The 23,366-nt window shown below is 63.8% G+C and carries 25 protein-coding genes; 11 read left to right on the plus strand and 14 right to left on the minus strand.

Annotated features, from left to right (window positions below; translation table 11 throughout):
* Positions 1–225: 225 nt before the first annotated feature.
* From IVB45_RS27985 to IVB45_RS28000, 4 genes are all read left to right on the plus strand, one after another.
* Entirely contained in the window at positions 226–414 is a 189-nt protein-coding gene (locus IVB45_RS27985; protein WP_027570789.1) for a DUF4169 family protein, read from the plus strand.
* Positions 411–665 (plus strand): ribbon-helix-helix domain-containing protein, encoded by a 255-nt coding sequence (locus IVB45_RS27990; protein WP_007600962.1) that lies wholly within the window; start codon positions 411–413, stop codon positions 663–665. Before IVB45_RS27985 ends, IVB45_RS27990 begins: the two co-directional genes overlap by 4 nt.
* A 139-nt stretch (positions 666–804) precedes the next feature.
* On the plus strand, positions 805–1,080 hold the full coding sequence (locus IVB45_RS27995) for a FeoA family protein (protein ID WP_007600961.1): 276 nt from the start codon (positions 805–807) through the stop codon (positions 1,078–1,080).
* 20 nt (positions 1,081–1,100) lie between these two features.
* Entirely contained in the window at positions 1,101–2,972 is a 1,872-nt protein-coding gene (locus IVB45_RS28000) for a ferrous iron transporter B (protein WP_247358788.1), read from the plus strand.
* A 229-nt stretch (positions 2,973–3,201) separates the two neighbouring features.
* Here the strand turns inward: IVB45_RS28000 and IVB45_RS28005 are convergent, their stop codons facing one another.
* Together IVB45_RS28005 and IVB45_RS28010 are read right to left on the minus strand one after the other, a co-directional pair.
* Positions 3,202–4,377: a GAF domain-containing sensor histidine kinase gene (locus tag IVB45_RS28005; RefSeq protein WP_247288072.1), complete on the minus strand. Its 1,176-nt coding sequence runs from the start codon at positions 4,375–4,377 to the stop codon at positions 3,202–3,204.
* 181 nt (positions 4,378–4,558) lie between these two features.
* The gene (locus IVB45_RS28010; RefSeq protein ID WP_247359194.1) at positions 4,559–5,173 is read right to left on the minus strand and encodes a TetR/AcrR family transcriptional regulator; all 615 of its coding nucleotides are present in this window, start codon (positions 5,171–5,173) and stop codon (positions 4,559–4,561) included.
* A 261-nt stretch (positions 5,174–5,434) separates the two neighbouring features.
* Between IVB45_RS28010 and IVB45_RS28015 the strand changes: the two genes are divergently transcribed.
* Positions 5,435–6,424 carry an alpha/beta hydrolase gene (locus IVB45_RS28015; RefSeq protein ID WP_247358786.1) on the plus strand — a complete coding sequence of 330 codons (990 nt, stop codon included), beginning with the start codon at positions 5,435–5,437 and terminating at the stop codon, positions 6,422–6,424.
* A gap of 85 nt (positions 6,425–6,509) precedes the next feature.
* On the opposite strand, the gene IVB45_RS28020 is transcribed toward IVB45_RS28015, so the two are convergent.
* Genes IVB45_RS28020 through soxC form a run of 4 tightly spaced genes read right to left on the minus strand, consistent with a single transcriptional unit; the run spans position 6,510 to position 9,196 of the window.
* Positions 6,510–6,863 carry a hypothetical protein gene (locus IVB45_RS28020; protein WP_247288069.1) on the minus strand — a complete coding sequence of 118 codons (354 nt, stop codon included), beginning with the start codon at positions 6,861–6,863 and terminating at the stop codon, positions 6,510–6,512.
* A 45-nt stretch (positions 6,864–6,908) separates the two neighbouring features.
* A complete protein-coding gene (locus IVB45_RS28025; protein WP_247358784.1) occupies positions 6,909–7,379 on the minus strand; it encodes a DUF302 domain-containing protein in 471 nt (156 codons plus the stop codon).
* Between the two features lie 10 nt (positions 7,380–7,389).
* Positions 7,390–7,938, minus strand: a complete 549-nt coding sequence (locus IVB45_RS28030; protein ID WP_247358783.1) for a cytochrome c — start codon at positions 7,936–7,938, stop codon at positions 7,390–7,392.
* A complete protein-coding gene (soxC, locus tag IVB45_RS28035) occupies positions 7,925–9,196 on the minus strand; it encodes a sulfite dehydrogenase (protein WP_247359192.1) in 1,272 nt (423 codons plus the stop codon). Before soxC ends, IVB45_RS28030 begins: the two co-directional genes overlap by 14 nt.
* Positions 9,197–9,358: 162 nt before the next feature.
* On the opposite strand from soxC, the gene IVB45_RS28040 reads away from it, so the two are divergent.
* Positions 9,359–9,856 (plus strand): GNAT family N-acetyltransferase, encoded by a 498-nt coding sequence (locus IVB45_RS28040; RefSeq protein ID WP_247358781.1) that lies wholly within the window; start codon positions 9,359–9,361, stop codon positions 9,854–9,856.
* 15 nt (positions 9,857–9,871) lie between these two features.
* Here IVB45_RS28040 and IVB45_RS28045 read toward each other — a convergent pair whose 3' ends face one another.
* From IVB45_RS28045 to IVB45_RS28060, 4 genes are all read right to left on the minus strand, one after another.
* Positions 9,872–10,357, minus strand: coding sequence for a DUF417 family protein (locus tag IVB45_RS28045; protein WP_247358779.1), 486 nt, complete (start codon positions 10,355–10,357; stop codon positions 9,872–9,874).
* 130 nt (positions 10,358–10,487) lie between these two features.
* Positions 10,488–11,693 carry an MFS transporter gene (locus IVB45_RS28050; protein ID WP_027570778.1) on the minus strand — a complete coding sequence of 402 codons (1,206 nt, stop codon included), beginning with the start codon at positions 11,691–11,693 and terminating at the stop codon, positions 10,488–10,490.
* A 64-nt stretch (positions 11,694–11,757) separates the two neighbouring features.
* Positions 11,758–12,153, minus strand: a complete 396-nt coding sequence (locus IVB45_RS28055) for a cupin domain-containing protein (protein WP_247359190.1) — start codon at positions 12,151–12,153, stop codon at positions 11,758–11,760.
* A 169-nt stretch (positions 12,154–12,322) separates the two neighbouring features.
* Positions 12,323–13,108: a carboxymuconolactone decarboxylase family protein gene (locus tag IVB45_RS28060; protein WP_247358777.1), complete on the minus strand. Its 786-nt coding sequence runs from the start codon at positions 13,106–13,108 to the stop codon at positions 12,323–12,325.
* A gap of 229 nt (positions 13,109–13,337) precedes the next feature.
* Here IVB45_RS28060 and IVB45_RS28065 point away from each other — a divergent pair, with 229 nt between their 5' ends.
* Complete coding sequence (locus tag IVB45_RS28065) at positions 13,338–14,237, plus strand: LysR substrate-binding domain-containing protein (protein ID WP_027570775.1); 900 nt, start codon at positions 13,338–13,340, stop codon at positions 14,235–14,237.
* 49 nt (positions 14,238–14,286) lie between these two features.
* Here the strand turns inward: IVB45_RS28065 and IVB45_RS28070 are convergent, their stop codons facing one another.
* The 4 genes from IVB45_RS28070 to IVB45_RS28085 all read right to left on the minus strand — a co-directional run bounded on the left by IVB45_RS28070 (position 14,287) and on the right by IVB45_RS28085 (position 20,994).
* Entirely contained in the window at positions 14,287–14,517 is a 231-nt protein-coding gene (locus IVB45_RS28070) for a hypothetical protein (RefSeq protein ID WP_247358775.1), read from the minus strand.
* A 58-nt stretch (positions 14,518–14,575) separates the two neighbouring features.
* On the minus strand, positions 14,576–15,694 hold the full coding sequence (locus IVB45_RS28075; protein ID WP_027570773.1) for a DUF2336 domain-containing protein: 1,119 nt from the start codon (positions 15,692–15,694) through the stop codon (positions 14,576–14,578).
* A 271-nt stretch (positions 15,695–15,965) separates the two neighbouring features.
* A complete protein-coding gene (locus IVB45_RS28080; protein ID WP_247358774.1) occupies positions 15,966–19,625 on the minus strand; it encodes an AsmA-like C-terminal region-containing protein in 3,660 nt (1,219 codons plus the stop codon).
* Between the two features lie 139 nt (positions 19,626–19,764).
* On the minus strand, positions 19,765–20,994 hold the full coding sequence (locus IVB45_RS28085; RefSeq protein ID WP_247358772.1) for a cytochrome P450: 1,230 nt from the start codon (positions 20,992–20,994) through the stop codon (positions 19,765–19,767).
* A 129-nt stretch (positions 20,995–21,123) separates the two neighbouring features.
* Between IVB45_RS28085 and IVB45_RS28090 the strand changes: the two genes are divergently transcribed.
* The 4 genes from IVB45_RS28090 to IVB45_RS28105 all read left to right on the plus strand — a co-directional run bounded on the left by IVB45_RS28090 (position 21,124) and on the right by IVB45_RS28105 (position 23,325).
* Entirely contained in the window at positions 21,124–21,735 is a 612-nt protein-coding gene (locus tag IVB45_RS28090) for a TetR/AcrR family transcriptional regulator (protein WP_247358770.1), read from the plus strand.
* A gap of 194 nt (positions 21,736–21,929) precedes the next feature.
* The gene (locus IVB45_RS28095) at positions 21,930–22,466 is read left to right on the plus strand and encodes a hypothetical protein (protein ID WP_247358768.1); all 537 of its coding nucleotides are present in this window, start codon (positions 21,930–21,932) and stop codon (positions 22,464–22,466) included.
* Between the two features lie 60 nt (positions 22,467–22,526).
* The gene (locus tag IVB45_RS28100) at positions 22,527–22,880 is read left to right on the plus strand and encodes a hypothetical protein (RefSeq protein ID WP_081747982.1); all 354 of its coding nucleotides are present in this window, start codon (positions 22,527–22,529) and stop codon (positions 22,878–22,880) included.
* A gap of 16 nt (positions 22,881–22,896) precedes the next feature.
* Positions 22,897–23,325: a hypothetical protein gene (locus IVB45_RS28105; RefSeq protein ID WP_247288053.1), complete on the plus strand. Its 429-nt coding sequence runs from the start codon at positions 22,897–22,899 to the stop codon at positions 23,323–23,325.
* Positions 23,326–23,366 lie beyond the last annotated feature (41 nt).

The raw sequence follows: 23,366 nt of genomic DNA on the forward strand, positions 1-23,366 counted from the left end.
AAATGTAGGGCTTAAAGGACGGGATTTGATTACCGTCAATGTCGCGGCGGGATTGCGTGTTACGCAGCCCCTCCGCCCCCACGGGGCGGAATTCATCGTTTGATGGCCCAAGGGTCGATTGACGAGGACAAGCGAATGGCGATCAAGTCTCATTGGGCGCAGTGCGGCGCACAGTTTCTGAATGTTTCATCCTGCCCACGGAGGATCGGATGATGGAGACGCGACATGGGGAACGTCATCAACCTGAATCGTTTCCGGAAGCGCGCCGAGCGGCAAGCCACGGCGAAGCAGGCGGACGCCAACCGAACGAAGTTCGGCCGCACGAAGGCGGAGCGGTCGGCGGAGGAGACGCGCGCGGACCAGGCGAAGGCGCACCTGGACCAGCACCAGATCGATCGCGAGGAGCAGCCATGAAGTCGCCCGTCGTGAAACGGTCGATCGTCGTCGCCGGCCACAAGACCAGCGTCAGCCTGGAAGAGGCGTTCTGGAACGGCATGAAGGAGATCTCGGGCCTGCGCAACATGACGCTGTCCGAGCTGGTCGGCGAGATCGACGGCAACCGCCAGCAGGGCAATCTGTCCTCGGCGATCCGCCTGTTCGTGCTCGACTACTTCAAGAGCCGCGCCATGGCCGCCATCCAGGCGGAAAAGGTCCCGGCCCAGTAGCCGTCTTGACGCTGATCTTGGCGCCGATCCCGGCGCCAATCGCCTCCGTCACGAAGCTGGTACTTTAAAATCACTCTAAGGTGCAGTTTCAGCGACCGAGCGCGCTTGACCTCGATGCCCTGCGTTGAAAATACAGGGCATGACCGACATCCATGATACGCGTCCGCAGATGCCGCTGGGCCTGGCCCAGCGCGGCTATACCGGCGTCATCCAGCACCTTTCCCCCAAGGACGCAGGCTCGGCGCTCTCGGACATCGAGCTCGAGAGCCGGCTGATCGAGCTCGGCTTCGTCGAGGGCGCCCGGGTCGAGGTCTTGCACGAGGGGCTGGTCGGGCGCGACCCGATTGCCGTGCGGGTCGACAGCATCACCATCGCGGTCCGCCGTCGCGAAGCCATGGCCATCATCGTCGCCTGAAGCGACCGGACCCCAACTTCATGGAATTGCCCCTACTTCATCTCGCCCTGGTGGGCACACCAAACAGCGGCAAAACCTCGCTGTTCAATGCGCTGACCGGCAGCCGGCAGAAGGTCGCGAACTATCCCGGCGTCACCGTCGAGCGCAAGGAAGGCTTCTTCGTCACGCCCATGGGCCGCCAGGTCTCCGTGGTCGACCTGCCCGGCACCTATTCCCTGCGCGGTCGCAGCCCGGACGAGGAGATCACCCGCGACTTCGTGCTCGGCAAGGCCACCGGCGAGATCGTGCCCGACCTCGTGCTGTGCGTGGCCGATTCCACCAATCTGCGCCTGACCATCCGCCTGCTGCTGGAGCTCAAGCGCACCGGCCGTCCGACGATCCTTGTGCTCAACATGTTCGACATCGCGACCCGCCGCGGCATCACTGTCGACGTCGAGCGGCTCGCCAAGGAGCTCGGCGTGCCCGTGGTCACCTCGATCGCGGTGCGCAAGGGCGGCACGGCCGACCTGCTGTCCCTGACCGACGAGATTTCGGCGAAGCTCGCCGCCGAGCCGGGCGAGAACAATTGGCGGGCGCTCAGCGTGGCCGATCTGCGCGCCACCCAGCGCGAAGCCGACCGCATCATCGCCGATTGCGTCAGCCTTCCCAGCCGGCCCGACACCTGGACGGCGCGCATCGACGCGATCGTGCTGCATCCCGTCGGCGGGCTGATCGTGCTCGCGGCTATCCTGTTCGTGATGTTCCAGGCGGTGTTCGCCTGGGCGCAGCCGCTGATGGAGCTGCTCAACTCGGGCTTCGACTCCCTCGGCGAGTTCGTGCACGCCACCCTGCCCGCCGGCCTGCTGCAGAGCTTCCTTCAGAACGGCGTGATCTCAGGCGTCGGCAGCGTCATCGTGTTCCTGCCGCAGATCATCATCATCTTCCTGTTCATCCTGCTGCTGGAAGATTTCGGCTACATGGCGCGCGCCGCGTTCCTCATGGACCGCATCATGGGCGGCGCCGGCCTGCACGGCCGCGCCTTCATTCCGCTGCTGTCGAGCTTTGCCTGCGCCATCCCCGGAATCATGGCGACGCGCGTGATCGACAACAAGCGCGACCGGCTGACCACGATCCTGATCGCGCCGCTGATGACCTGCTCGGCGCGCATTCCCGTCTACACGCTGATCATCTCCGCCTTCATTCCGGCCAAGGACGTCTGGGGCTTCATCAACCTCCAAGGCCTCGTGATGTTCGGCCTCTACGCGGTCGGCATCGCCAGCGCGCTGGCCGTCTCGTTCCTCATCAAATTCTTCATGCTGCGCGACTATGCGCCGGCGCCGTTCATGCTGGAGCTGCCGGACTACAAGGTGCCGCGGCTGAAATCGATCGCGATCGGCGTCTATACGCGGGCCAAGATGTTTCTGCACCGCGCCGGCACCACGATCTTCTCGATGATGGTGCTGATCTGGTTTCTGGCCTCGTTCCCGCAGCCGCCCGCGGGCGCCACCGAACCGGCGATCGACTTCAGCCTGGCCGCGATCATCGGCAAGGCGCTCGAGCCGCTGCTCGCCCCCGTCGGCTTCAACTGGCAGATCGCGGTCGCGCTGATCCCTGGCATGGCGGCGCGCGAGGTCGCGGTCGCAGCACTCGGCACCGTGTATGCGATCGAAGGCGGCAAGGAAGCGGCCGAGCAGATCGGCCAGGTGCTGGCGACGAAATGGTCGCTCGCGACCGCGCTGTCGATGCTGGCGTGGTACATCTTCGCCCCGCAATGCGCATCCACGCTGGCCGTGATCCGGCGCGAGACCGGAAGCTGGACCTGGATGGCCGTCACCTTCTTCTACATGCTGGTGCTGGCCTATGCCGCGAGCCTCCTGACTTACAACGTCGCGGTCGCGTTCGGAGCGGGCTAGCCACGTCTCGAAACCAAAAAGCGCGAAAACAACCCCATGCACAGTAGAAGGGGGTTGTGAAATCAATGGCTTACGCGTGTGCTCAAATCAGCTGACCGCAGCTGGTCAGAACCAACGCCTGGCGCACAAGGCCGGTTGCACCGTCGGGCAAAACAGGCGCATGATGGCATTGTCGGAGAATTGGTGAGACGCGCGGTGACGGCAGGATACCGAAGCGTGGCGCGCCTCCTCAGCCGCTGGCCTGTGTTCCCGGGATCGACACCGTGAACACCGTTTCATCCCGCATCGACGACGCGACGATCAACCCGCCATGGGCGCGCGCAATCTCCTGGGCGATGTACAGTCCGAGTCCAAGCCCTTGTTGGTTCGGCTGAACGTCGCCGCGGTCGAACGCAGTGAAAAGGCGCGGCATCGCTTCCGCCGGAATTGGCGCACCTTTGTTGACAACGCTGATGTCGAAGCCAGCTCCGGTCGCCTGCGCCAGGACCCTGATCGGCTCGTTGGCGTCTCCATAGGAAATCGCGTTGCCGAGAAGATTGGACAGCATCTGGCCTATGCGGCCGGCGTCGATTCTGACAGTCCCGGAGACGTTGATGACCGTTTCGATGACCCGATCCGGATGCACGTTCTCGAACTCCGCGACGATCTGCTTGATGACAGGCTCGAGTGCCTGCTCTCTCAGCTTGAGCTGCATCCCAGCGCCGAGCCGCGTGCGGGCGAAGTCCATGACATTGTCGATCAGGCCCGCCATCCGGGCCACGCTTCCTTGCAGAAGGTTGATCCAGTTCTGCCCCTCCTCATCGACCTTCTTGTTCAGAAGCCGCAGGCCGCCTTGAATCGAGGCGAGAGGATTTCGGAGGTCGTGCCCGAGCACGGCGATGAACTGCTCGCGCAGCTTGGCATTCCGTTGTTCCAGCGCGAGCCTGTTCTCGATCAGTTCGACGCGTTCGGCCGCGTCGAGGTGAGACGCGATCAGCTCGGCAAACAGCTTGAACATGCCGATGACTTCCGGGGTCCGAAGCTTGCGCGGCTTCGGATCGATCGCGCAAAGAGTTCCGAAGAATGAACCGTCGGGAAGGATGATCGGCACGGAGATGTAGCTTTGGAAGCCATATTGCGTGGGCGTGTGATGCGTGCAGTACGCGGCATCTTCGCTGACGTTGTCGATGACAACAGCCTCACGGCTCTGCCGGATCTCGTGGCAGATCGTGGTTTCGACCTTGAGCTCGTCACCGGGTTTCAGCCCGAACGCAAGTTCGTCACGCGAGGCACAGGTGATCCACCTGTCCTCGGTGACGCGGGCAACGGCCGTAAACCCCATGCCGGTGGTCCGGCTGACCACGTCGAGGATGGTCGAGACCGCAGCGATTCCGCTGACCTTGGCTATGTCGCGCTCGAAATCCATTGCCACTCCGCGTCGGAACATTCGCTGGACGACCGTCACCCCCAACGAAAGCGCGTCCTTGCAATGGTAGGAAGCACTGCCCGTTATTCCGCGTCAATGTCATTCGATGCCGCTCGCCTGGAACGACGCGGTGAACATCGTTTCATGCCAATTGCAACGGCAAGGAAGTCGGCCGTTGCAGCTACCGTCCGCGCCGCCGGGAGCTGACCTCGGGTCTCCCCTCGGGGGCCGCCCACCCCAGGACACTCACATCCGCCAGCGCGTCGAATATAGCCGCTGTGCGTTGCAGACGGGCGATCGTACGTGCGCCTTCGACGGCAGCGACCAATGCGGAAGCGGTCGAAGATGCGCGCGCGGACGTGAAACCGCACCCTCTGAAATGCTCCGCGACGATCTCGGTTGAATCAGCAAATCCGCGCGCGACCCGTTTGGTCAGTTCAGCGTCGAGTGCAGGAAGCTCATTCGCCAGATTCTGCATGAGACATCCATACTGGAAATCAGAGGCGACCATCTCGGCCGCGAACGCGCCGAAAATCTGGCGAACAAAACTCAGGGCATCGCCGGTCGTATTCGCCGAGATAGCCCGCAACACAGCCATTCTAGTCGCAACGTAATGATCGATTGCTTCTTCTGCGAGCTGTGCCTTACCGCGCGGAAAATGAAAATAGAACGATCCTTTAGGCGAGCCGCTTTCTTCGATGATCTGGCTCAATCCCGTCGCAGTGTAGCCTTGGATGCGAAACAGTCGCTCGGCAGTGGCAATCGCGCGATCGCGGGCGTCGGTCTTACGGGGCATCCCGTCAGCATAACACGCCTGGCTTGACACCGCTATGGTGATCGCCATAGTATGGCGATCACCATAGTAAATTTGCCCGCCGTATCACCGCTATCAGATTCACTTCCAGAAGCTGCAGTCTCGGACATTTCACCCTCACAGATTGCTGCGCAGGACATACTCAAATGAGCTCAAGCAACTTCGATTTCGGCAATTGTTCTAGCGAACGGGACCACCGAGATGGCCTCTAGATCCTGCGCGATGATGCTTTTAGGAGCTGCCATGTTCACTGCGATGTCCAGCCGCGTCGTTTCCGGAGAAACTTCAAGCGATGCCATCTGGCACAATAAAATCCCTGTCGCTTTGAGCGAGCCTGCGGTTGATATCGATAAGGATCCGAACCTTCTGCACAGATATGCGGAAAATGCAGGAACGAATATCCACTACGTCACCATGGGCTCCAATCAAAAACCGCTGATGGTGTTCGTGCACGGATTTCCCGACTTTTGGTATTCCTGGCGAAATCAGATCCAGGCATTTTCAGCAGATTATCAGGTGGTCGCTCTCGATCTGCGCGGATACGATTTGAGCGATCGGCCGAAAGGCGTCGAGAACTATAAGTTTCCGGTTCTCCTTGATGACATTCGTACCGTGATCAATGCAGAGAGAAACGGTCGCAAGGCCATCCTGATCGGGCACGACTGGGGCGCCGCTTTGTCGTGGCTATTCGCCGGGCAAAATCCGGACCTGATCGAAAGACTTGTCGTCCTCAGCGTTCCTCATCCTGGCGCCATCACGAGGGAATTGCTCCCTTGGAACCATCCTATCGCGCAGGCCAAGGCCAGCGCCTACGCCACACGCTTCTTCGCTCGAGGCAAAGGCGACAATTTGACTGCGCAGGATTTGGCATACTGGGTTGTTGATCCACAGGTGAGGAGTCGATACGTCGAGGCTTTCGCGAAATCCTCCATCTCGTCCATGATGAATTATTACAAAGCCAACTACGCGTTTTCCCAGCTTGGGCTCAATCTTTTCGACCCAACCATGAAGAAGCTCACCGGTGCCGTGATCAAATGCCCGGTCTTGCATCTGCACGGAATCGAGGAGAGCCACGCTTTGCTAAGCACGATTGATCTGGAAAAGTCATGGATTGAAAATCCCGACAATCTCACGGTCAAGATCGTGCCTGACGTTGGCCACTTCATTCAGCATGAAGTGCCTGATTACCTTAATCAGACGATTGCCTCCTGGTTGAAAGATTCAGGAAGCTGAGCCCGGTCTTGCGAGGCTAAGCGCACCGAGGCTTCGCGAAGATCACCTCGCCGACCTCTACTGCATCTCGATGCGAGCATCCGGCTCAGTGGGCTCGCTCAGTGGGCTCGGTCGGTGGACCGGAGCCTGCGCTGACGCCGTCTTCGTCCGAATCATTCTCTGGCTCCCGGATCAGCACCGCCGGTTCGTCGTAACCCTTGCGGCTGCTGTAGAACACCAGCGCCATCAAGCCGATGCCCACGACCAGCGAGAACACGACACCGAGCACCAGTGCGACATAACCCGATGCCGGCACCTCGGTCGTCGTGCTGAACCAGCCGAGATAGCCGAGCGCGCCGGCACCGACGAGGAAAGCGCACAGCACCGCTATGACCGCCCATCTCGCGATCTTGCCGTCTCCGGGAGCGGGTGATTCCGGTTGCCCGTCTGTGCTGTTCATGGATCTCTCCTCCTGGAGCACGCGTCGCACGGCCGTCCCGTCAATTTAGGGGGCGGTGACCTTGGTCGCAATCGCATGCAGGGCCGCCGTCATGGCGACGATTGCAGCCTTGGCCGGCTCGCCGATGCCGTGACGCCCGGCGAGATACGCCGGATCGTTGTAGGACAGCCACGTCGCACCTTGCTCGTCCTGCCAGACCAAGGCCTTCAGCGGCAGATCGATGCCGCTGGTCTGCGACTGCTGCATCAATGGCGTACCACCCCTTGCGTTCCCGAAGAGGATGAGATTGGTCGGGCGCAACGGCAGGCCGGCAGCGGCGGCGCCCGCGGCATGATCGACATGGGCGAATATTGTGAGGCCCTTGACCATCACTTCCTCTTCCAGCCGCTTCATCGTCTCTTCAGGCCCGAAACTGCTCCTGATCGTGATCAGTCCGTCGACGGCCATGGCTTGGGTCTCCCATAAACATGTCACAGCAACCAAAGCGAGGATCTTGAGCAGCGCCGAAACCCTCATGATCACACGCTCATTTCTTGCGGAATAGTTTTGCCGGATCGAATTCCGGGTCCGGAATGAAGCCGTCGCGGTTGGGCATCTTGATCTTCGGCAAGCTGTCCTTATCAACCTTGCCGTCGGAGGGAACGATGCCATTCAGACTCAGGATGTAGGCGGTGACGGCATACGTGTCGTCGGTGCTGAGCGAACCCGGCGTGGGATATGGCATCGCGCGGTGGATGTAGTCGTACAAGGTCGTCGCATAGGGCCAGAAGCTGCCGACGGTCTTGATCGGCGCGCTGGAGGCGAGTGTGCCCTGCCCACCGGCAAGACGATCCTTGATCCCGCCCTGGCCGTTGTCGCCATGACAGGCCGCGCAATTGTCGGCGAAGACCTGCTTACCCTGCGCAGCCGTGCCGCTGCCGACAGGCAGCCCCTTGCCATCGGGTGTGACGTCGATGTCCCACAGCTTGATCTCCTCCGGAGTCGCGGGACGGCCTAAATCGAATGCAAATGCGGGCGCCGCGAGCAGGCCGAGCGCGAGAGCGGCTGCGACAAGCCCATTGTCATGCGAGGACATTGCGGACCCTCCCGGCCTCGTCGATGCTCCAGGTCTGCTGCGCGTTGTAGTGGAACAGCGCATTGCTCCCCATCGCGGCGATGAAGGATTGCCGGTCCGGCTGAACGTTGCCTTGCTCATCGGTCGCGCGGCTCACGATCCTTGTCGGCTTGCCGTCCCAGACCCAGTCCATCTGGAATCGAACCTGGGCCTTGGACAGCACCGGCTGATTCAGCTGCGCCTGTTTCCAACTTTTCGCGCCGTCGGTCGATATCTCGACCTTGGCGATCTTGCCATGTCCGCTCCAGGCCAGACCGGAGATAATGTTGTAGCCGGGCTGGATCTGCATGGTGCCCGAGGGTTGTGTGATGACGGAGTTGGTTTCCATCCTCAGCCGGAACTGGCGGGCCTTGCCGTTGGCGAGCAGCTGCGTGTAGCGCGCCGTCTCCCAGCGGGTCATCCAGGGCTCAGCGCCGAACTTGAGACGGCGCAGCCATTTGATGTTGAGGTTGCCCTCGAAACCCGGCATCACCAGTCGCATTGGAAACCCGTGCGCGGGGCGCAGTGGTTCGCCGTTCTGACCGTAGGCGACAAAGGCCTCGTTCACGATTTCGTCGGTCAACGGAATGCTGCGGTCGACGCCCGCGCCGTCGCCTCCCTCCGCGAGCATCCAGTTCGAGTTCTTCTCCTTGCCCGCGAGACCAATGAGGAACTTCAGCGGAACGCCAGTCCACTCATTGGTGCTGACGAGGCCGTGCGTGTTCTGCACCGTCAGGTCAGGGTCTGCCTTCTTCCAGTTTTCCCATCCGTTTCCGGTGCATTCGATGAAGACCACGCGCGTGACGGACGGCATCCGCTTGAGATCGTCGACGCTGAACACCAGCGGCTTCTGAACCAGGCCATGGATGAGCAGACGGTGCTGCGCGGGATCGATGTCCGGCACCCCGGAATGGCTGCGCTCGTAATGCAGATCGGTTGGCGTGATGTTGCCCACCAGCTTCTGATGCGGCGTCTTGGAGTTGATGGCATCACTGGGGTCGACGTTGCGCTTGCCTGGTGTTGCCTCGGGAATGCGATCGATCTTGACGAAGCGCGATCGTTCGCTGTGCGCACCGAGATCGGCGCCGGGCCCGCGATCAGGGATTTCGGCCAGGGTTTGCGCCGCCGCCGCTTCGGTCGCAACCGCCCCCAGAACGCCCGCCGACAGGCCTCCCACGAAACCGCGGCGCGAGACGCTTGCGGACCGTTGCAGTGATTCGATTTGCGTTTTGGACGTCATGCAATCTCCGTCGACCTTCGTGCTTGTTTGGAAATTCCGCCGCTTTTCCATGGAGACATTGACCGGATGCCGCCGAAATTGCCCGTTAGGATGTGTTAGAAATCATGAGGGGCGGCGAAGGCGCGTCATCCTGACCTGCTCCGAAAGCGGCTATCCGGGTCCATGGATCATTTCAGCACCGAGAACCTGACGGCCGAGAGGCTGAACGAAAATCATCTCGCCGACCTCGTCGCATTGCATCTCGATGCGGACGTTTCGCGCTATCTCGGCGGCGTCCGCCCGGCGGAGAGGACGAAGACCTATCTGGACGCAAATATCTCCCATTGGGACCAGTATGGCTTCGGGCTGTGGGTGCTGCGAACGAAAGACGGGGCATTCGCCGGGCGAGCGGGCATCCGGCACATCCTGGTGGACGATATCGACGAGATCGAGATTGCCTACGCGTTCAAGCGCGAATGCTGGGGCCGCGGCCTTGCAAGCGAGACCGCGACCGCGCTGACCGATATCGGACTGTTACACCACGAGCTGCCGTCCCTCATCGGCCTGGTCTATGTCGGCAATGGCGCATCGCGCCGCGTTCTGGAGAAGTCCAACTATCTCCTCGAGCGAAGCACGTTCCGTCACGGCGAGAACGGCGTTCTCTACCGGATTCGTCGCTGAGAGACGGCCTGACGATCATTCGGTGCGCAGGCGAACAACCGATTGCGGCAGCGAGGCCAGAAACAACACCGCGCAAACGCAGAGCAGGACGATGTCCTTGAACAGAAATTCGCCGGTCAGATTCCACGCCATCGGATCGGATGAAAGGCTCCATTTGACGACGCCGGGCGTCGTGAAGAAGAACGACCAGGTGATCGCAAAGGTCACCATGCCCATGAATGAACCGAGCGCGGACGAGACCGGGCTGAAGCTGCCTGCCGCGAGCAGCGCCGCAATCACGAATTCAGCGACGCCGAGGACATAGGCCTCTCCCCTCAGGCCGAACACCGACAGCCAGGAGATGAACGGGCTATTGCTGATGAACTGGGCGATCCCCTGGGCGGACTGCGGCGTGAATTTCTGCATGCCAAACGATACGAATATGATCACCATGACCCAGCGCAGAATGGCAAGAGGACGATAGGAACCACCCCCGACCTCAGCGACGTTGAACTCTTTCATCCGACCATGTCTCCCCGGTTTCACATCCATCAGCTCTGCGAGACTACGCTCGCTGAAGGCTGTACGAAGGGGAGCTTCGGTCGTTACCCGCGTCGGCAGGTTTCGGAGATCACGGATGCGTGCGATGCGTTCAGGCGGCCCGTCGTTCCTTCTCCCGATCTCGCACCGTGCTGACCCCAAAAGCTAGAAGTCCGGAGCCGCAGAGCAGGATGGCGGCGGCAATGAAGGCGCTCCGGTATCCACTGCTGTCGTACAAGAATCCTCCGAGGGAGGCGCCCGCCGTGATGGCGAGTTGGATCACCGCGACCATCAGCCCGCCGCCCGCCTCCGCATCCTCAGGCAGCGCCCTGCTCATCCAGGTCCACCAGGCGACCGGCGCGGCCGTGCCGATGAGGCCCCAACCGGCCAGCAGCACGGTGACAACGATGGTTGAACTTCCGAAGGCGATCAAGCCGAGGGCAAGGGCCGCCATCGCAAGCGGCATCCCGATCAGAAGTGCTTGCAGGCTCCGCCTCAGAAGGAAGCTGATGAGGTAGGTCCCCAGCAGGCCCGCGACTCCGAGCACGAGCAGGATGGCCGAGAGCGTGGAGACGTCTACGCGCGTCACGGTCTCCAGAAATGGCCGCAAATAGGTGAAAAGCGCGAACTGGCCCATGAACAGGAGAGCGACCGAGAGCATCCCAATGCCGACAGACCGCCGGCGGAGCAACCCGAATACGTTCCCTGCGGCGTCGCGCTCCGAAGGCATCGAGGGCAATGTCGCGTATTGCCAGACCAGGGTGATGATCGCGAGCGGGACGACGCAGAAGAAGGCGCCTCGCCAGCCGATGAACTGACCTAGAAAGCTCCCGACCGGCGCGGCGATCGTTGTCGCCAGCGCGTTGCCACCATTGAGGAGGCTAAGGGCGGCCGCGACCTGCTGCTCCGGCACAAGGCGCATCACGGTGGCCGCCGACATCGACCAGAACCCACCGATGACGACCCCGATCAGCGCGCGCCCTACCATGAACACCAGCGCGTTCGGCGCCAGCGCCACCATCAGCCCCGAAACGATCATCAGCGAGGTGAGGCCCAGCAGAAGACTGCGCCGATCAATGCCCCGCGTCACCGAGGAGATCGCAAGGCTGGCGAAGACGGCGAACAGTCCGGAGACTGCGATGGCCTGGCCCGCCTGCCCCTCGGTCATGTGGAGACCGGTCCCGATGGGGGTCAGCAGGCTGACTGGCATGAACTCGGACGCAATCAATGTCCCGACGCAGAGGGTCAGCGCAAAGACCGCGCTCCATGCCGGACCGGGCGACAGCGTCTCGTTTTTTGGGGCGAGTTGTACGCTCATGAAACCTCTTCCGATCGACTGGGCGCGCTCGCCCGGGTCAGATGATGCGCCCGATGAAGTGTCTTCACATTCGGTACTGCTCGTGGCCGACCTTCTCCATCCAGTCGACCGCTCGGCCGTCCTGCGATTCCTGGATGGCAATGTGCGTCATGGCTGTGGTGGCCGACGCGCCGTGCCAGTGCTTCAACCCTGGAGGAAACCAGATGACGTCGCCGGGCCTGATCTCCTGGACAGGACCGCCTTCCCGCTGCACCCAGCCGAGCCCTGCTGTCACGATCAGCGTCTGCCCAAGCGGATGCGTGTGCCAGGCCGTGCGTGCGCCAGGTTCGAAAGTGACCTGGGCGCCGCTCACGCGTGCAGGCTCGGGAGCCGCGAACAACGGGTCAATGCGCACCGTCCCGGTGAACCAGTCTTCAGGGCCCTTCTGGGAAGGGCGAGATCCGTTTCTCTTGATGTCGATGTCCATTGCAGTCTCCTTCAGTGCTTCGGACGCGCGCGCCGGGGCCAGTCGAATTCCGACGAGGGCGGAGGCGCTTCCGCCAACGAGTATGTCTCTGCGTGTCACCATGGCATGTCTCCGCTCGTGGAGGATCGCGAGCGGGATTGTCGACCGAGGCATTTTCGTTCTTTCAGCGGGGTCGCTTCTCGATGACGTCCTTGACGACAGGTGCCGCGGAGAAAGCATTGGGCCATCCGGCGTAGAAGGCGAGATGGCCGAGCACCTCGCCGGCTTCCTCCCGCGTCAGCCCGTTGTCCATTGCGCGGTTCAGATGATAGGTGATCTGCGCAACCTGACCCGTGGCAATCAGCGCGCTCACGGTCACCAGGCTGCGGTCGCGCGGAGCCAGCGCCGGCCTGAGCCAGAGATCGCGGAACAGCACGTCGGTCGTATACTGGACAAGGCTCGGCGTGATCTGCCCGAACTGCTCTCCGACGCGCGTTGCCCGCTGCTTCTCCGCCGCTTCGTCGAGCGGCAGCTGCGGTCCCATCGCGGGCGGGAGCTGATCGGCGCCGATGTTGCGGCTCTCGAACACTTGCTTCGCAGCCGGGATCGCATCAATCGCGTTGGCCCAGCCGGTGTAGAAGGCCAGATGCGTAATGATCTCCGATATTTCCGACGGCTTCACGCCATTCTCCAGCGAGAGACCCAGATAGTATGGCAGCTCCACCGTCTGACCACGTGCGATGAGAGCTGCGACGGTGACGATGCTGCGGTCCCGAGGCGAGAGACCCGGTCGCTTCCACAGATCGCCATCGACAAATTTTTGCGCGTAGCCTTCGAGGGCTGGCGCGACCGCACGGATGTCTTCCGGCTTTGATATGGTCTTTGCTCCGTCGCTGGATGCGTCTTTCGCCGCGACCGGGCCGTCAGCAAACAGGCAGAATGAAAACAAGGCCGCTGCGAGCATTCTCATCGCGTGGATCCTTCCAGATTTGCCGGTGCGCCATCAGCTACAAGGCGACGAGTGCTGGGCAGAGTTCGGACGCCGATCGCGCCCGGCTGCGACCAATCCGATCGCGGGCTGGTGAGCCCTTGGGCGATGACGAGATCAAGTGGCCCCTCATGTTGATGAGAAAGTAAGGCTTCCGCCCCGGTCCGATTAGGTGATAAAATTCGAATGCAGTCATAAGACAGGCTTATCAATGAACCGGGATGACGCCAGCGATATCCTGGCCTTCCTCGCCGTGGCGAGGGAGCGCAACTTCACGCGTGCCGCAGCCAAGCTTGGTATGACGCAATCGGCGCTGAGCCAGATCGTCCGAAAGTTGGAGGAGCGCCTGGGCGTCCGTCTTCTCAACCGAACGACCCGGAGTGTCACGCCAACCCAAGCCGGAGAACGGCTGTTCCTGAGCCTCGGGCCCAAATTCACGGAGATGGATGCTGATCTCGCCGCCTTGAGCGAACTCCGGGAAAAGCCCGCGGGAACCGTACGGCTGACCGCGACGGAGTACGCCGCCGCCGAGATCCTGCTGCCGGCGCTGGGGAAGATTCTTCCCCAGTATCCAGACATCCACGCCGAAGTGATCATCGACTACGGGCTCACCAACATCGTGGCGCAGCAGGTCGACGCGGGAATTCGTCCGGGCGAGCTCGTCGCCAAGGACATGATCGCTGTGCGAATAAGCCCCGATCTTCGAATGGCCGTCGTTGGATCGCCGTCCTACTTCGCTGAACGCAAGCGACCCAGGACGCCTCAGGATCTAACTGGGCACAATTGCCTGAATCTGCGCCTACCGACTCACGGCGGCAGCCTCTACGCCTGGGAGTTCGAGAAGAACGGTCGGGAGCTCAACGTGCGCGTGGAAGGACAGCTCGTGTTCAACAGCGCAGGGCTTCTGCTGGAGGGCGCGCTCAAAGGCTTCGGACTTGCCTACCTCACCGAAGGGCACGTGCAGCCATACATCTCGCAGGGCCGGCTGATCAGGGTGCTGTCGGATTGGTGTCCGCCGTTCTCGGGTTACCACCTTTATTATCCCAGTCGGCGCCAACCTTCACCGGCATTCTCGCTGCTCGTCGAGACCCTTCGATATCGCGGCAAGTAGAACTCACAGCCGCTCACGGTGCCCGACAATCCTCGGCCGGGCACGACTGCTACCTGAAATACCCCAGCACGAGATCGACATCCGCGCTGCCGGCGGCCGTGCCGTTCAGCTCGGCGTCGATGACGCGGCGGCAGGCTTCGATAGCGGCATGGTCGCCGAGGTCGTTGGCGGCTTCCAGCACGAGCCAGGCGGCATCGACCGCGGCCTGGTCGGCCGCTCCGCCGACATCGGCGGTGAGGCTTTTGGTCTTGCGAACGGCGGTGCCGAATTGAGGCAACATTGAAAATACTCCCTGTCAATTCCCGGATGATGCTCGGTGTACCTGTTCGGTGTACCGCTCAGTGCACCTGCAGCTCGGGCTGACGACCCGTGACGGGATCGGAGCCGGTCTTGCGCGACTGGTAGAACTTCAAGACGCTGCGCGAGGTCTCGATCTTGAGCTTGCCGAAATCGCGCTCGTTGTCGTGGAGCTCGCGCGCCGTGATCAGGTGATCCTTGGCGCCGAGGAACAGCAGCGACATGGTGGTGTCCCAGGAGAAATCGAGCGCCTTGCACAGCACCAGGATCATCTCGCGATTGCGGTCCATCATCGCACGCTCGATCACGTCGACCGGCAGCGACGACAACAGCGACAGGCCGATCTGCACCTCGTCGAAACGGTGCTGGCGCGCATAGTTCGAGATCGAGTCCTGGTTGAGATTGCCCTGCCGGTACTGCGTCGTCACCACGCGCTTGGCGACGAAATAGCTGCGCGAGGACGGGCCGAACTTGGAGTGCAGATCGCCGGTGACGTCGCTTACCGAGCTCTGGATCTGTGCCATCATTTCCGGGCGCTCGTGCTCGAGCCGGCGGCGGACGTCCTCCGATGCCTTCGAGATCAGCTGCTGGAAGATGTGACGCGGCACGTCCTTGCGCAGGCCAAGCTGCTCGGCAAGAATCGAGTCTCCCTCGGCGCGGCGGACCATGTGCAGAAGGCCCGAGCCGGAGAAGCGCGCGCCCTCGTTCCGGGCAACCGACGTCACGACCTCCTGGTCGCCGCGCTTGACCAGCACGTCGGTGACGGCCTCGCCGATCGACTTGCGCTGGGCGATCGCGAGCAGATGCGACTGGCTTTTGGTCATGGCGCTCTCGACCAGCAGCTTCTCGTCGATACGATTGGAGTCGCGCAGCACGGGACCGGCGACCTCGATTTCGTCGGCGGTCGCGAGTTGCGCAATGACATTGAGCGGTGCGTGATCGCAGGCTGCCATGACCTCGGAGAGCTGCACCCGTGCGGCGACCTCAATCTCGTCGGCGAGCCGGCCGATGACTTCGCCGAACGTGCTGATCTCGTCGTCGCTGTAGCGGCCGGTGATCAGAATGTCGGTCGCGTGCCACAACGCCTTGGTCCGGCTTTCGTCGGTGCCGCGTGCGATCGCGTCGTCCAGATCCTGCAGAAGTGTTGTCGCGCCGTTCATCCCGATGACCCCAGTTCTTGGCTAGCCATCCTGCTTGTGCGGGCAGGACGCCGAGTTCCTCTGGGAATAGAGACTAGGGAACAAACGCGAGAATCCGGTAAAGTCGGCAGATCAGTTTTGCCGAGCAAAATTCGTTAAAAAGCGAGGGAATGGGTTTACCGGTGCGTCGCGAGGAAGCTGCGCCCCTCTCCCGCTAGCTGAAAAGGCTTGGGGCACTGATGCCTCTGCGGCGTCATGGCCGGGACAAGCCCCGGGCATGACGGACTGTCGCCTACGGATTCTGTGGCGTCAGCACCAGCGGCGGCTTTGGCTTGGGCTTTGCGGGCGGTGGGCCGGGGGCCGGCCTCACGTCGATCGGCGGAGGCAGCGGCGCGATCTGGTGGCTCGCAAGCGGCGGGCTTGTGAGTTGAGGGCTTGTAAGTGGCGGGCTTGGCGCTGCGGGAGCGGCCTGCGGCGCCTTCGGGGTCGGCGCGACCCTGATGTCGGCCTTGGGCTTCGGCGGCGGCGCGCGGCGCGGATCGCGGCCGGGCATCGGCACATCCGGCAGCGACGGCTCCAGCGTCGGTTCGGGCGACACCAGGGTCGGCAGCGCGGCGGTCGCCGGCGGCGGCTCGCCGCGCTCGATGGCATCCAGCCGGCGCGTCTCGCGATCGATCGTGCGCACCGCGAGCCACGAGGACAGCGGCGCCAGATCGACGGTGCGATTGAGCCTGTCGGGGGGACCCGCCGCGAACAGCTGGATCTCCGGCGGTGCGCCGGAGAGCCCGGTCATGATCGGCGTCAGGCTGGCGCGGATGTCGGCCTGGTCGGCGGGAATGTCGTAGCCGCCGGAGACGATGGCGCGCGCGTTCTTCGCCTCCAACGACGTTGCGCCGACGCGCAGCCGCCCGTCGCGGATCGTGAACGGGATCTGCGCCGAGGCCACTGCAATCGGCCCCGCCGACAGCGCGGGCTCGACCAGCTGGCGCAGCCGGTTGTCGTCGGCGACCTGGCCGCCGTCGCTGGCGCGGATGGCGATCTCGAAGGCGCGCGGATTGAGGCCGGAGATTTCAGCGGAATCAAGCGTAACCGTACCGTTGCCGGCGAGCGCGCCGGTGAGGGCCGCGACGCTGCGGCCCTGGCTGGTCAGCGCCATCTGCGCCGAGGCACGTCCCTTCGGCAGCGCGAGGTCGCGATAGCGCAGCGCCGCCGCGTCGACATTGCCGAGCTCGATACGCGCGTTGAGCGTCAGACCATTGGCGCCATTGCGCGCATCGAGGCTTACCGACAGCTCGCCGCCGCCGAGGCCGCCCTTCATTGCGTCGAGCGCGAGCGACTGACCGTCGCTCCGGACCGTACCGCCGAAGGGGCGCAGCTCGATGCCGCCGGGCAACGTGCCGTGCAAGGCCTGGAAGGCGACGCGGCCGCGCCAGCCGCCGAGAAGCCCGGCACTCAACGGCGCATTGGCATCGTGTCCGGCCGCGCCGATGGCCATCGCGAGCGCCGGCACGAGGTCGAGCGAATCGAGGCCGACTTCGCCGTCGACGGTCTTCTCCTGATCGAGCGTCACCGCCAGATGACCGCGCAGATGCGAGCCCGCCAAGGTGCTGTCGAGATCGTTGAAGGTCAGGCGGTTGCCGGAAAGGCTGACGCGCGAGGACAGATTGACGCTCTGCACGGATTTATCGGCCGGGCTGGTCCCGAACAGCGGGGCCAGATTGGCGTTGCGCACGCGTAAATTCACGCTGCCTTTCGGCTCCGACAATTCGACGGTGCCTTGTGCGTCCGCATCCAGCCCGCCGCCGCTGAGCTTTGCATTCAATTGCAGCTGATGACGCCACGCGCCGCTCAAGCGGCCTTCGAACTGCGAAGCGCCCTCGCCTGCGGCGACCACGCGATCGAGCCCGAGCAACGCCAGCAGCGCACTTCCCTGTGGTGTCGAGACTTTCGAATCCAGCGTGAAGTCGCTGTCGCGCAAGCGCTCGATGTCGATGCCGTTGACGGCGGCTACCGGCGTCTGCGCGGCCAGCGTCGCGCTGGCCTTGAGCTGCGGCGAGTCGAGCTCGATTACCGCGCGCGCGTCGTTGCGATCGGCGTGCTCGGTGTTCTTGTCGAGGCTGAGGTCGAGCTTGAGGCGGGTCGCACCTGGCAGCGACGGGATGGCGTCGAAGCGCGCGCGCACCGACGGCGCAAACGGCTCGAGCAGCGCGGTGAGATCGCGCAGCGAATTGGCGGAGGATTTCAGCGCGAGCTTGCCCGTTGCCTTGGCGCGGTCGAAGCTGCCGCTCGCTTCCGTGGTCACGCCACTGGCCTGGCCGAACCGCAACTGCTCCAGCGAGAGCGATGCCGGGCCGTAGCCGAGTTTCGCGGTGAACGGCCGCAGCTCTTGGCCCGCCGATATCGCGCGGCCGATATCGAGCGACAGCTTCGCTTCCTCCGGCCATTCGCCCTGCGGCCCCGAAAGCGCCCGCACAAAACCTGCGGCGGCATCGAGGTCGAGGCGGTCGGCCTTGAGCTCCGCGTCGATCCGCGAGCCCTTGCTGGCGCCGGTCTGGACGAAAGCGACGCGGCCTTCGACCGCGCCGCCCTCGATTTCGGCCTTCAGCCTGTCGATGGCGAAATGGTTGGCGGCGATGGTCACGTCGCCGGCAAGGCGCAGCGGCCGCGTGCTGCGGCGGTTGACCTCGCTGCGGCCCTGGAGCCAGGCCACCAGCGTATCGGGATCGGAGGAATCGACGCTGAGACGGCCGCTGAAACTGTCGGCGCCGGGCGTCGCGCCGTTGAGCGAGAGCTGCGTCTGGCCCGGCGCGCGCAGATCCAGCCGCTGGAAGGTCCAGGATCGTCCGTCGGTCGCAAGCTCGGCCGTGATGTTCTGGAGCGGACGGCCGCCGAGCATGATCTGGTCGGAGTTGAACTCGATCTGTGCCGGGATCGGCGCCTGCGGGATTGCGGCGAGGCCAGCACGCAGCGCCGGCAGGATGCGCTGCGGCTCGGCATCGTTCTTGACCGTCAGCTTGTCGGCATCGACCTGGCGCGCCGACAGCACCGCGCGCAGCAGCGGCGACGCTCCGAACCTGATATCGCCGACGCCGCCGAGCTTCAGCGCGGAGTCTTCGGCCCCGAAGCTGGCATCGACCTGCTCGAACTTGGCGCCGGCCGGATCGGCCTTGAGTTTCGTCGTGAGCTTCCAGGGCATCGGCCCCGCTTCGGCCGGCTTCTTCGGCGCCGGCACGGCAAGCGTCAGCGCGCCCTCGAATTTCGGCAGGCGGTTGTCGAAGGCGAGCACGCCTTCGAGATCGGCCAGGATGGCGCGCTCGCCGGGATCGATGTTGAGGTGGAGGCGCGTGGCGTTGCCGTCGGCGCTCGGGCCGGAGGAGACGCGGAACGGATAGCGCACGCCGCTGGCCGTGAAACTGCCGTCGCCCCGGACCGAGCCGGCCAGCGAGCGCACGTCGCCGGAGAAGGCGATGTCGTTGAGCTCCAGTGTCGAACGGCTGGCGGCATCATGCAGGGCGATGCGGCCGGTGAGGTTCAGCCGCTCGATCGCCAGCGATGCCAGATTGAAACTGCCGCTCGCGGTGGACGGCAAATCGACCCGCCCGCGCGCGTCGAGGCCGAGATCGACCGCCATGCCGTTGACCGAAAGCTCGGTGGCACGCCATTCGCCGCGCATCAGCGAGCTCAGGCTGAACTCGACGTCGAGCTTGTCGGCGCGCAGGCGGCCGAGATCGTTGTTGCCGCCGAAGGTGACCCCGCGCAGCCGCAGCGTCGGCGCCGGCAACAGCCGCGCGTCGAGCTCGCCCGCCACCCGCACCGGCACGCCGATGATCCTGCTGGCCTCCGCTTCGAACTGGGGCCTGAACTGGTTCCAGTCGACGAAGTAAGGCCCGATCAGAGCGGCCAGCAGCGCTAAGATAAAGGCAATCGCCAATCCGAGCAGCGTCGTCTGCACGGGTCTCCCCTCGGCCAAACCGGATGCGGGCCTTGCCTGAGCCGCAGGGCCTCAGACGTACCGGAACAGCCCCTTATATAGGGGGAAGTGTGGCGAAGTCACAGCGACTGTTGCGCGCGGAGGTTAACGCGGGCGGCTATCACCAGCTCGCGGGCAGCCGCTTCAGGCCGCGCAGCACGAAGGTCGGCCGCCATTCCGGGTTTTCGACGTCGTCGATGCGCAGGTCGGGCAGCCGCCGCAACAGCGTGGCGATGGCGATCTCGGCCTCGAGGCGCGCCAATTGGGCCCCCAGGCAGAAATGGATGCCGCCGCCGAACGACAGCGGCCTCACATTCTGGCGGGTGACGTCGAGCCGGTCGGGGCGGTCAGGATAGACCGCCGGGTCACGGTTGGCCGAGCCCAGCAGGCAGAGCACGGTCTCGCCCTTGGGGATCTTCGCGCCGCCGAGATCGTCGATATCCTCCAGCGCGACCCGCCCGGTCATCTGGACCGAGGAATCGTAGCGCAAGAATTCCTCGATCGCACCCACCATCAGCTCGGGCCGCGCCTTCAACAGCGCGAGCTGGTCCGGATTGCGATGCAGCGCCAGCAGGCCATTGCCGATCAGATTGACCGTGGTCTCGTGGCCGGCGCCGAACAACAGGATGATGTTGGCGGTCAGCTCCTCGTTGCTGAGCTTGTTGCCGTCTTCCTCGGCCTGCACCAGCTGAGTGATGAGATCGTCGCCGGGATTTTTGCGACGTAGCTCGAACAGCTGCTGGAAATACATCTGCGCCATCATGTTGCCGGCGTTGCCCTTGGCGATCTCCTCCGGCGAGAGCGGCACGGGGTCGAGCAGCCGTCCGCCGTCGCGCGAGCTGTTATAGAAAGTCTCGCGATGGTCCTCGGGGATGCCGAGCATGTCGCAGATGATGGTGACAGGCAGGCGGAAGGCGAAATCCTCGATCAGGTCCATATGGCCGCGGTCGATCACGGCATCGATGGTCTGGTCGACGATCTCCTGGATCCGCGGCCGCATGTCCTCGACGCGGCGGGCGGTGAAGGCCTTCACGACGAGGCCGCGCAGGCGGCTGTGGTCGGGCGGATCGGCCTGCAGCATCCAGTGGCTCATGCTGCGAAAGACCGGCTCCTCCATGATCTTCTCGCTATAGCGACGCTTGGAGCGCTCGACGAAATCCTTGCCGAAACGCTTGTCGCGCATCACGAGGCCGACATCGGCATGGCGGCTCGTGACGAACTGGCCGAACGGCGTCACGTGAATCGGATAGATCGCGCGCAGCCGGTCATAATGCGGATAGGGATCGCGGATGAAGTCCGGCGACAGCGGATTGAACAGCGGACCACCGGCGCCCTGCACGTGCTCGTTCATGGTGACCTCATGTCGGTTGCCGCATGAATCGCATACGCCGGGCAGCCCCTCTTGCGCAGCGTAACCATCCCTGAATTATCAACTCGATACATTGTTGTATCGAGTTGCATTCTGCCCTAACCTGCTCCGATGTCAAGGGTGAGAACCAGGCCGACCAGGGACGACACGCGCGACAGGCTGTTCGAGGCGGCCGCGCGCGTGTTCGAAGAGGACGGCATCGGCGGCGCCAGCATCGAGGCGATCGCGGCGGCGGCCGGATTCAGCCGGGGAGCGTTCTATTCCAACTTCAAGAGCAAGGACGAGCTGATCATCGCCATGCTCGAGGACCATGTCGCGCAGTCGATCCGGCGCAACATGGACATCCTCGCGCAGCACGACAACCTCGACGACTTCATCGCGGCGCTGAAGGCCATGGATCGCACAAGGCAGGATCCACTCGGCCGCTCGCCGCTGCTCCACATGGAGATGATCCTGTTTGTCGCGCGCGCCGAGAAGCGCCGACCGGAGCTTGCAAAACGCTTGCGCGCACGGCGCAAGCTGGTCGCCGACATCGTCGAGGCCACGCTGAAGAGCAGCGCGAAGGGCCACACGCTGAACCCGCCATGGATGGCCTCCGTCGTGCTGGCGCTGGAAGACGGCTTTCGCCTGCACCGCCTGATCGATCCGGAGACGACGCCGGCCGACAGCTTTCTGCGCGCGATCACGGACCTGCGGCGCAGGACGGGATTGTCGTCGGACTAGCGTTTGTTGTCTTCAGATCGTCGAGCTTCGCTGTTCCCGCTCGACATCGGCGCGCCGCGCTGCGCCGCTGGAACCTGGAAGCGATTATACGCGCGCATTTTCCACGTCACCGTACCCCATCCAAGGAACGTTTCCTCACCTTGCCACTTTATCCCGAGCCTGTTTTGGCAATTTGATCATTGGAGGAGACAGCGATGAGGATTCTGAAATTGTCTGTGGCCGCAGCCGCGCTGCTGGCCGGTACGGCGCTCGCGATGGCGCAGTCCAGCTCGACGGTCGGCACGGGTGGCTCGTCAGCCGGCGGCGGCACCAGCAACTCGACCGTCGGCACCGGCGGTTCATCGGCGGGTTCGGGCAGCGGCTCGGGTTCGGCTTCGACGCTTGGCACCGGCGGCTCGTCGGCGGGCGGCGGCACCAGCAGTTCGTCGATCGGCACTGGCGGCTCTGCCGCGGGTTCGGGCAGCGGCTCAGGCTCGGCCTCGACGCTCGGCACCGGCGGTTCGTCGGCCGGCGGCGGCAAGAGCTCGTCCAGCGTCGGCACCGGCGGCTCTGCGGCAGGCTCCGGATCCAACTCGGCATCGACAGTCGACACCGGCGGCTCCTCGGCCGGCGGCGGCAAGAGCGGCTCGACCGTGGGAGCGGCCGGCTCCTCCGCGGGACATTCCAGCGACATGGGCATGGAAAAGGGCAAAGGCCACCACAAGGACGAGATGAAGAAGGACAAGGACTGACATCCCGGCCGGCGGAGCGGCAGCAATGCCGCTCCTTCGTCCTTCCTGAGGAGGACTGGCATGAACAGACCAATCGTTGCGATCGCAGTTTTGACTTTGATAAGCAGCGCCGCTGTGGGGGAAACCATGCAGAAAACCGGCAAGACCGCATCCGGCGAGACCTGCCGGGTCACGGTGGAAAAACATCCCGACGGCAGCATCACCGCGCTGGGGTCATCGGGTTCGGGCACAACCGGCTCGACCTCATCGAGCGGCTCGCTCTCGAGCTCGAGCTCGGCCGGCGGATCGTCGGTGCACGTCCAGGCCGGTGGCGGCAACGTGTCGAGTTCGTCCTCGACGGCCGGCGGCCCCGGTTCGACCAGCGCGAGCACCGTCACAGTCAACGGCTGCACCATCTCGACATCGTCGCCATAGCAAAAGGATTTGACAGATGAGAATGTTGATCGCGACCTCGTCGGTCGCACTCCTGCTCGCCGCCGCCGCGCCGTTGTCGGCGCAAACCAGCATGACCGGTGGCACCGGCGGCTCGGCTGCGGCCGGCGGCACCTCGGCCAGCACGCTCGGCACCGGCGGCACGTCGACCTCGGGCTCCGGACAGACCGGCTCGTCGATCGCAGCGGGCGGCAGCGCCGCGTCTGCCAACGGCAAGGCGCAGTCGGGCACCAGCATGAACAAGGGCAACGGTCCGGTGCTCAATTCCAATGCGCGCGCGCAGGCGCATGAGGGTGGCACGTTCAGCCGCTCCCACACCCGCACCAAAGTGAAGGCGGGCGAGGAGGTCGGGTCCACCACCAAGACCATGTCGCACGTGCCAGGCTCCAAGCCGACCATGTCGACAACATCGACGAACGTGCGCTGAACCATCCTCACGAGACTGCTGCCCGCGACTTGCGGGCAGTT

The organism is Bradyrhizobium sp. 4 (assembly GCF_023100905.1).
Classification (GTDB): Bacteria; Pseudomonadota; Alphaproteobacteria; order Rhizobiales; family Xanthobacteraceae; genus Bradyrhizobium.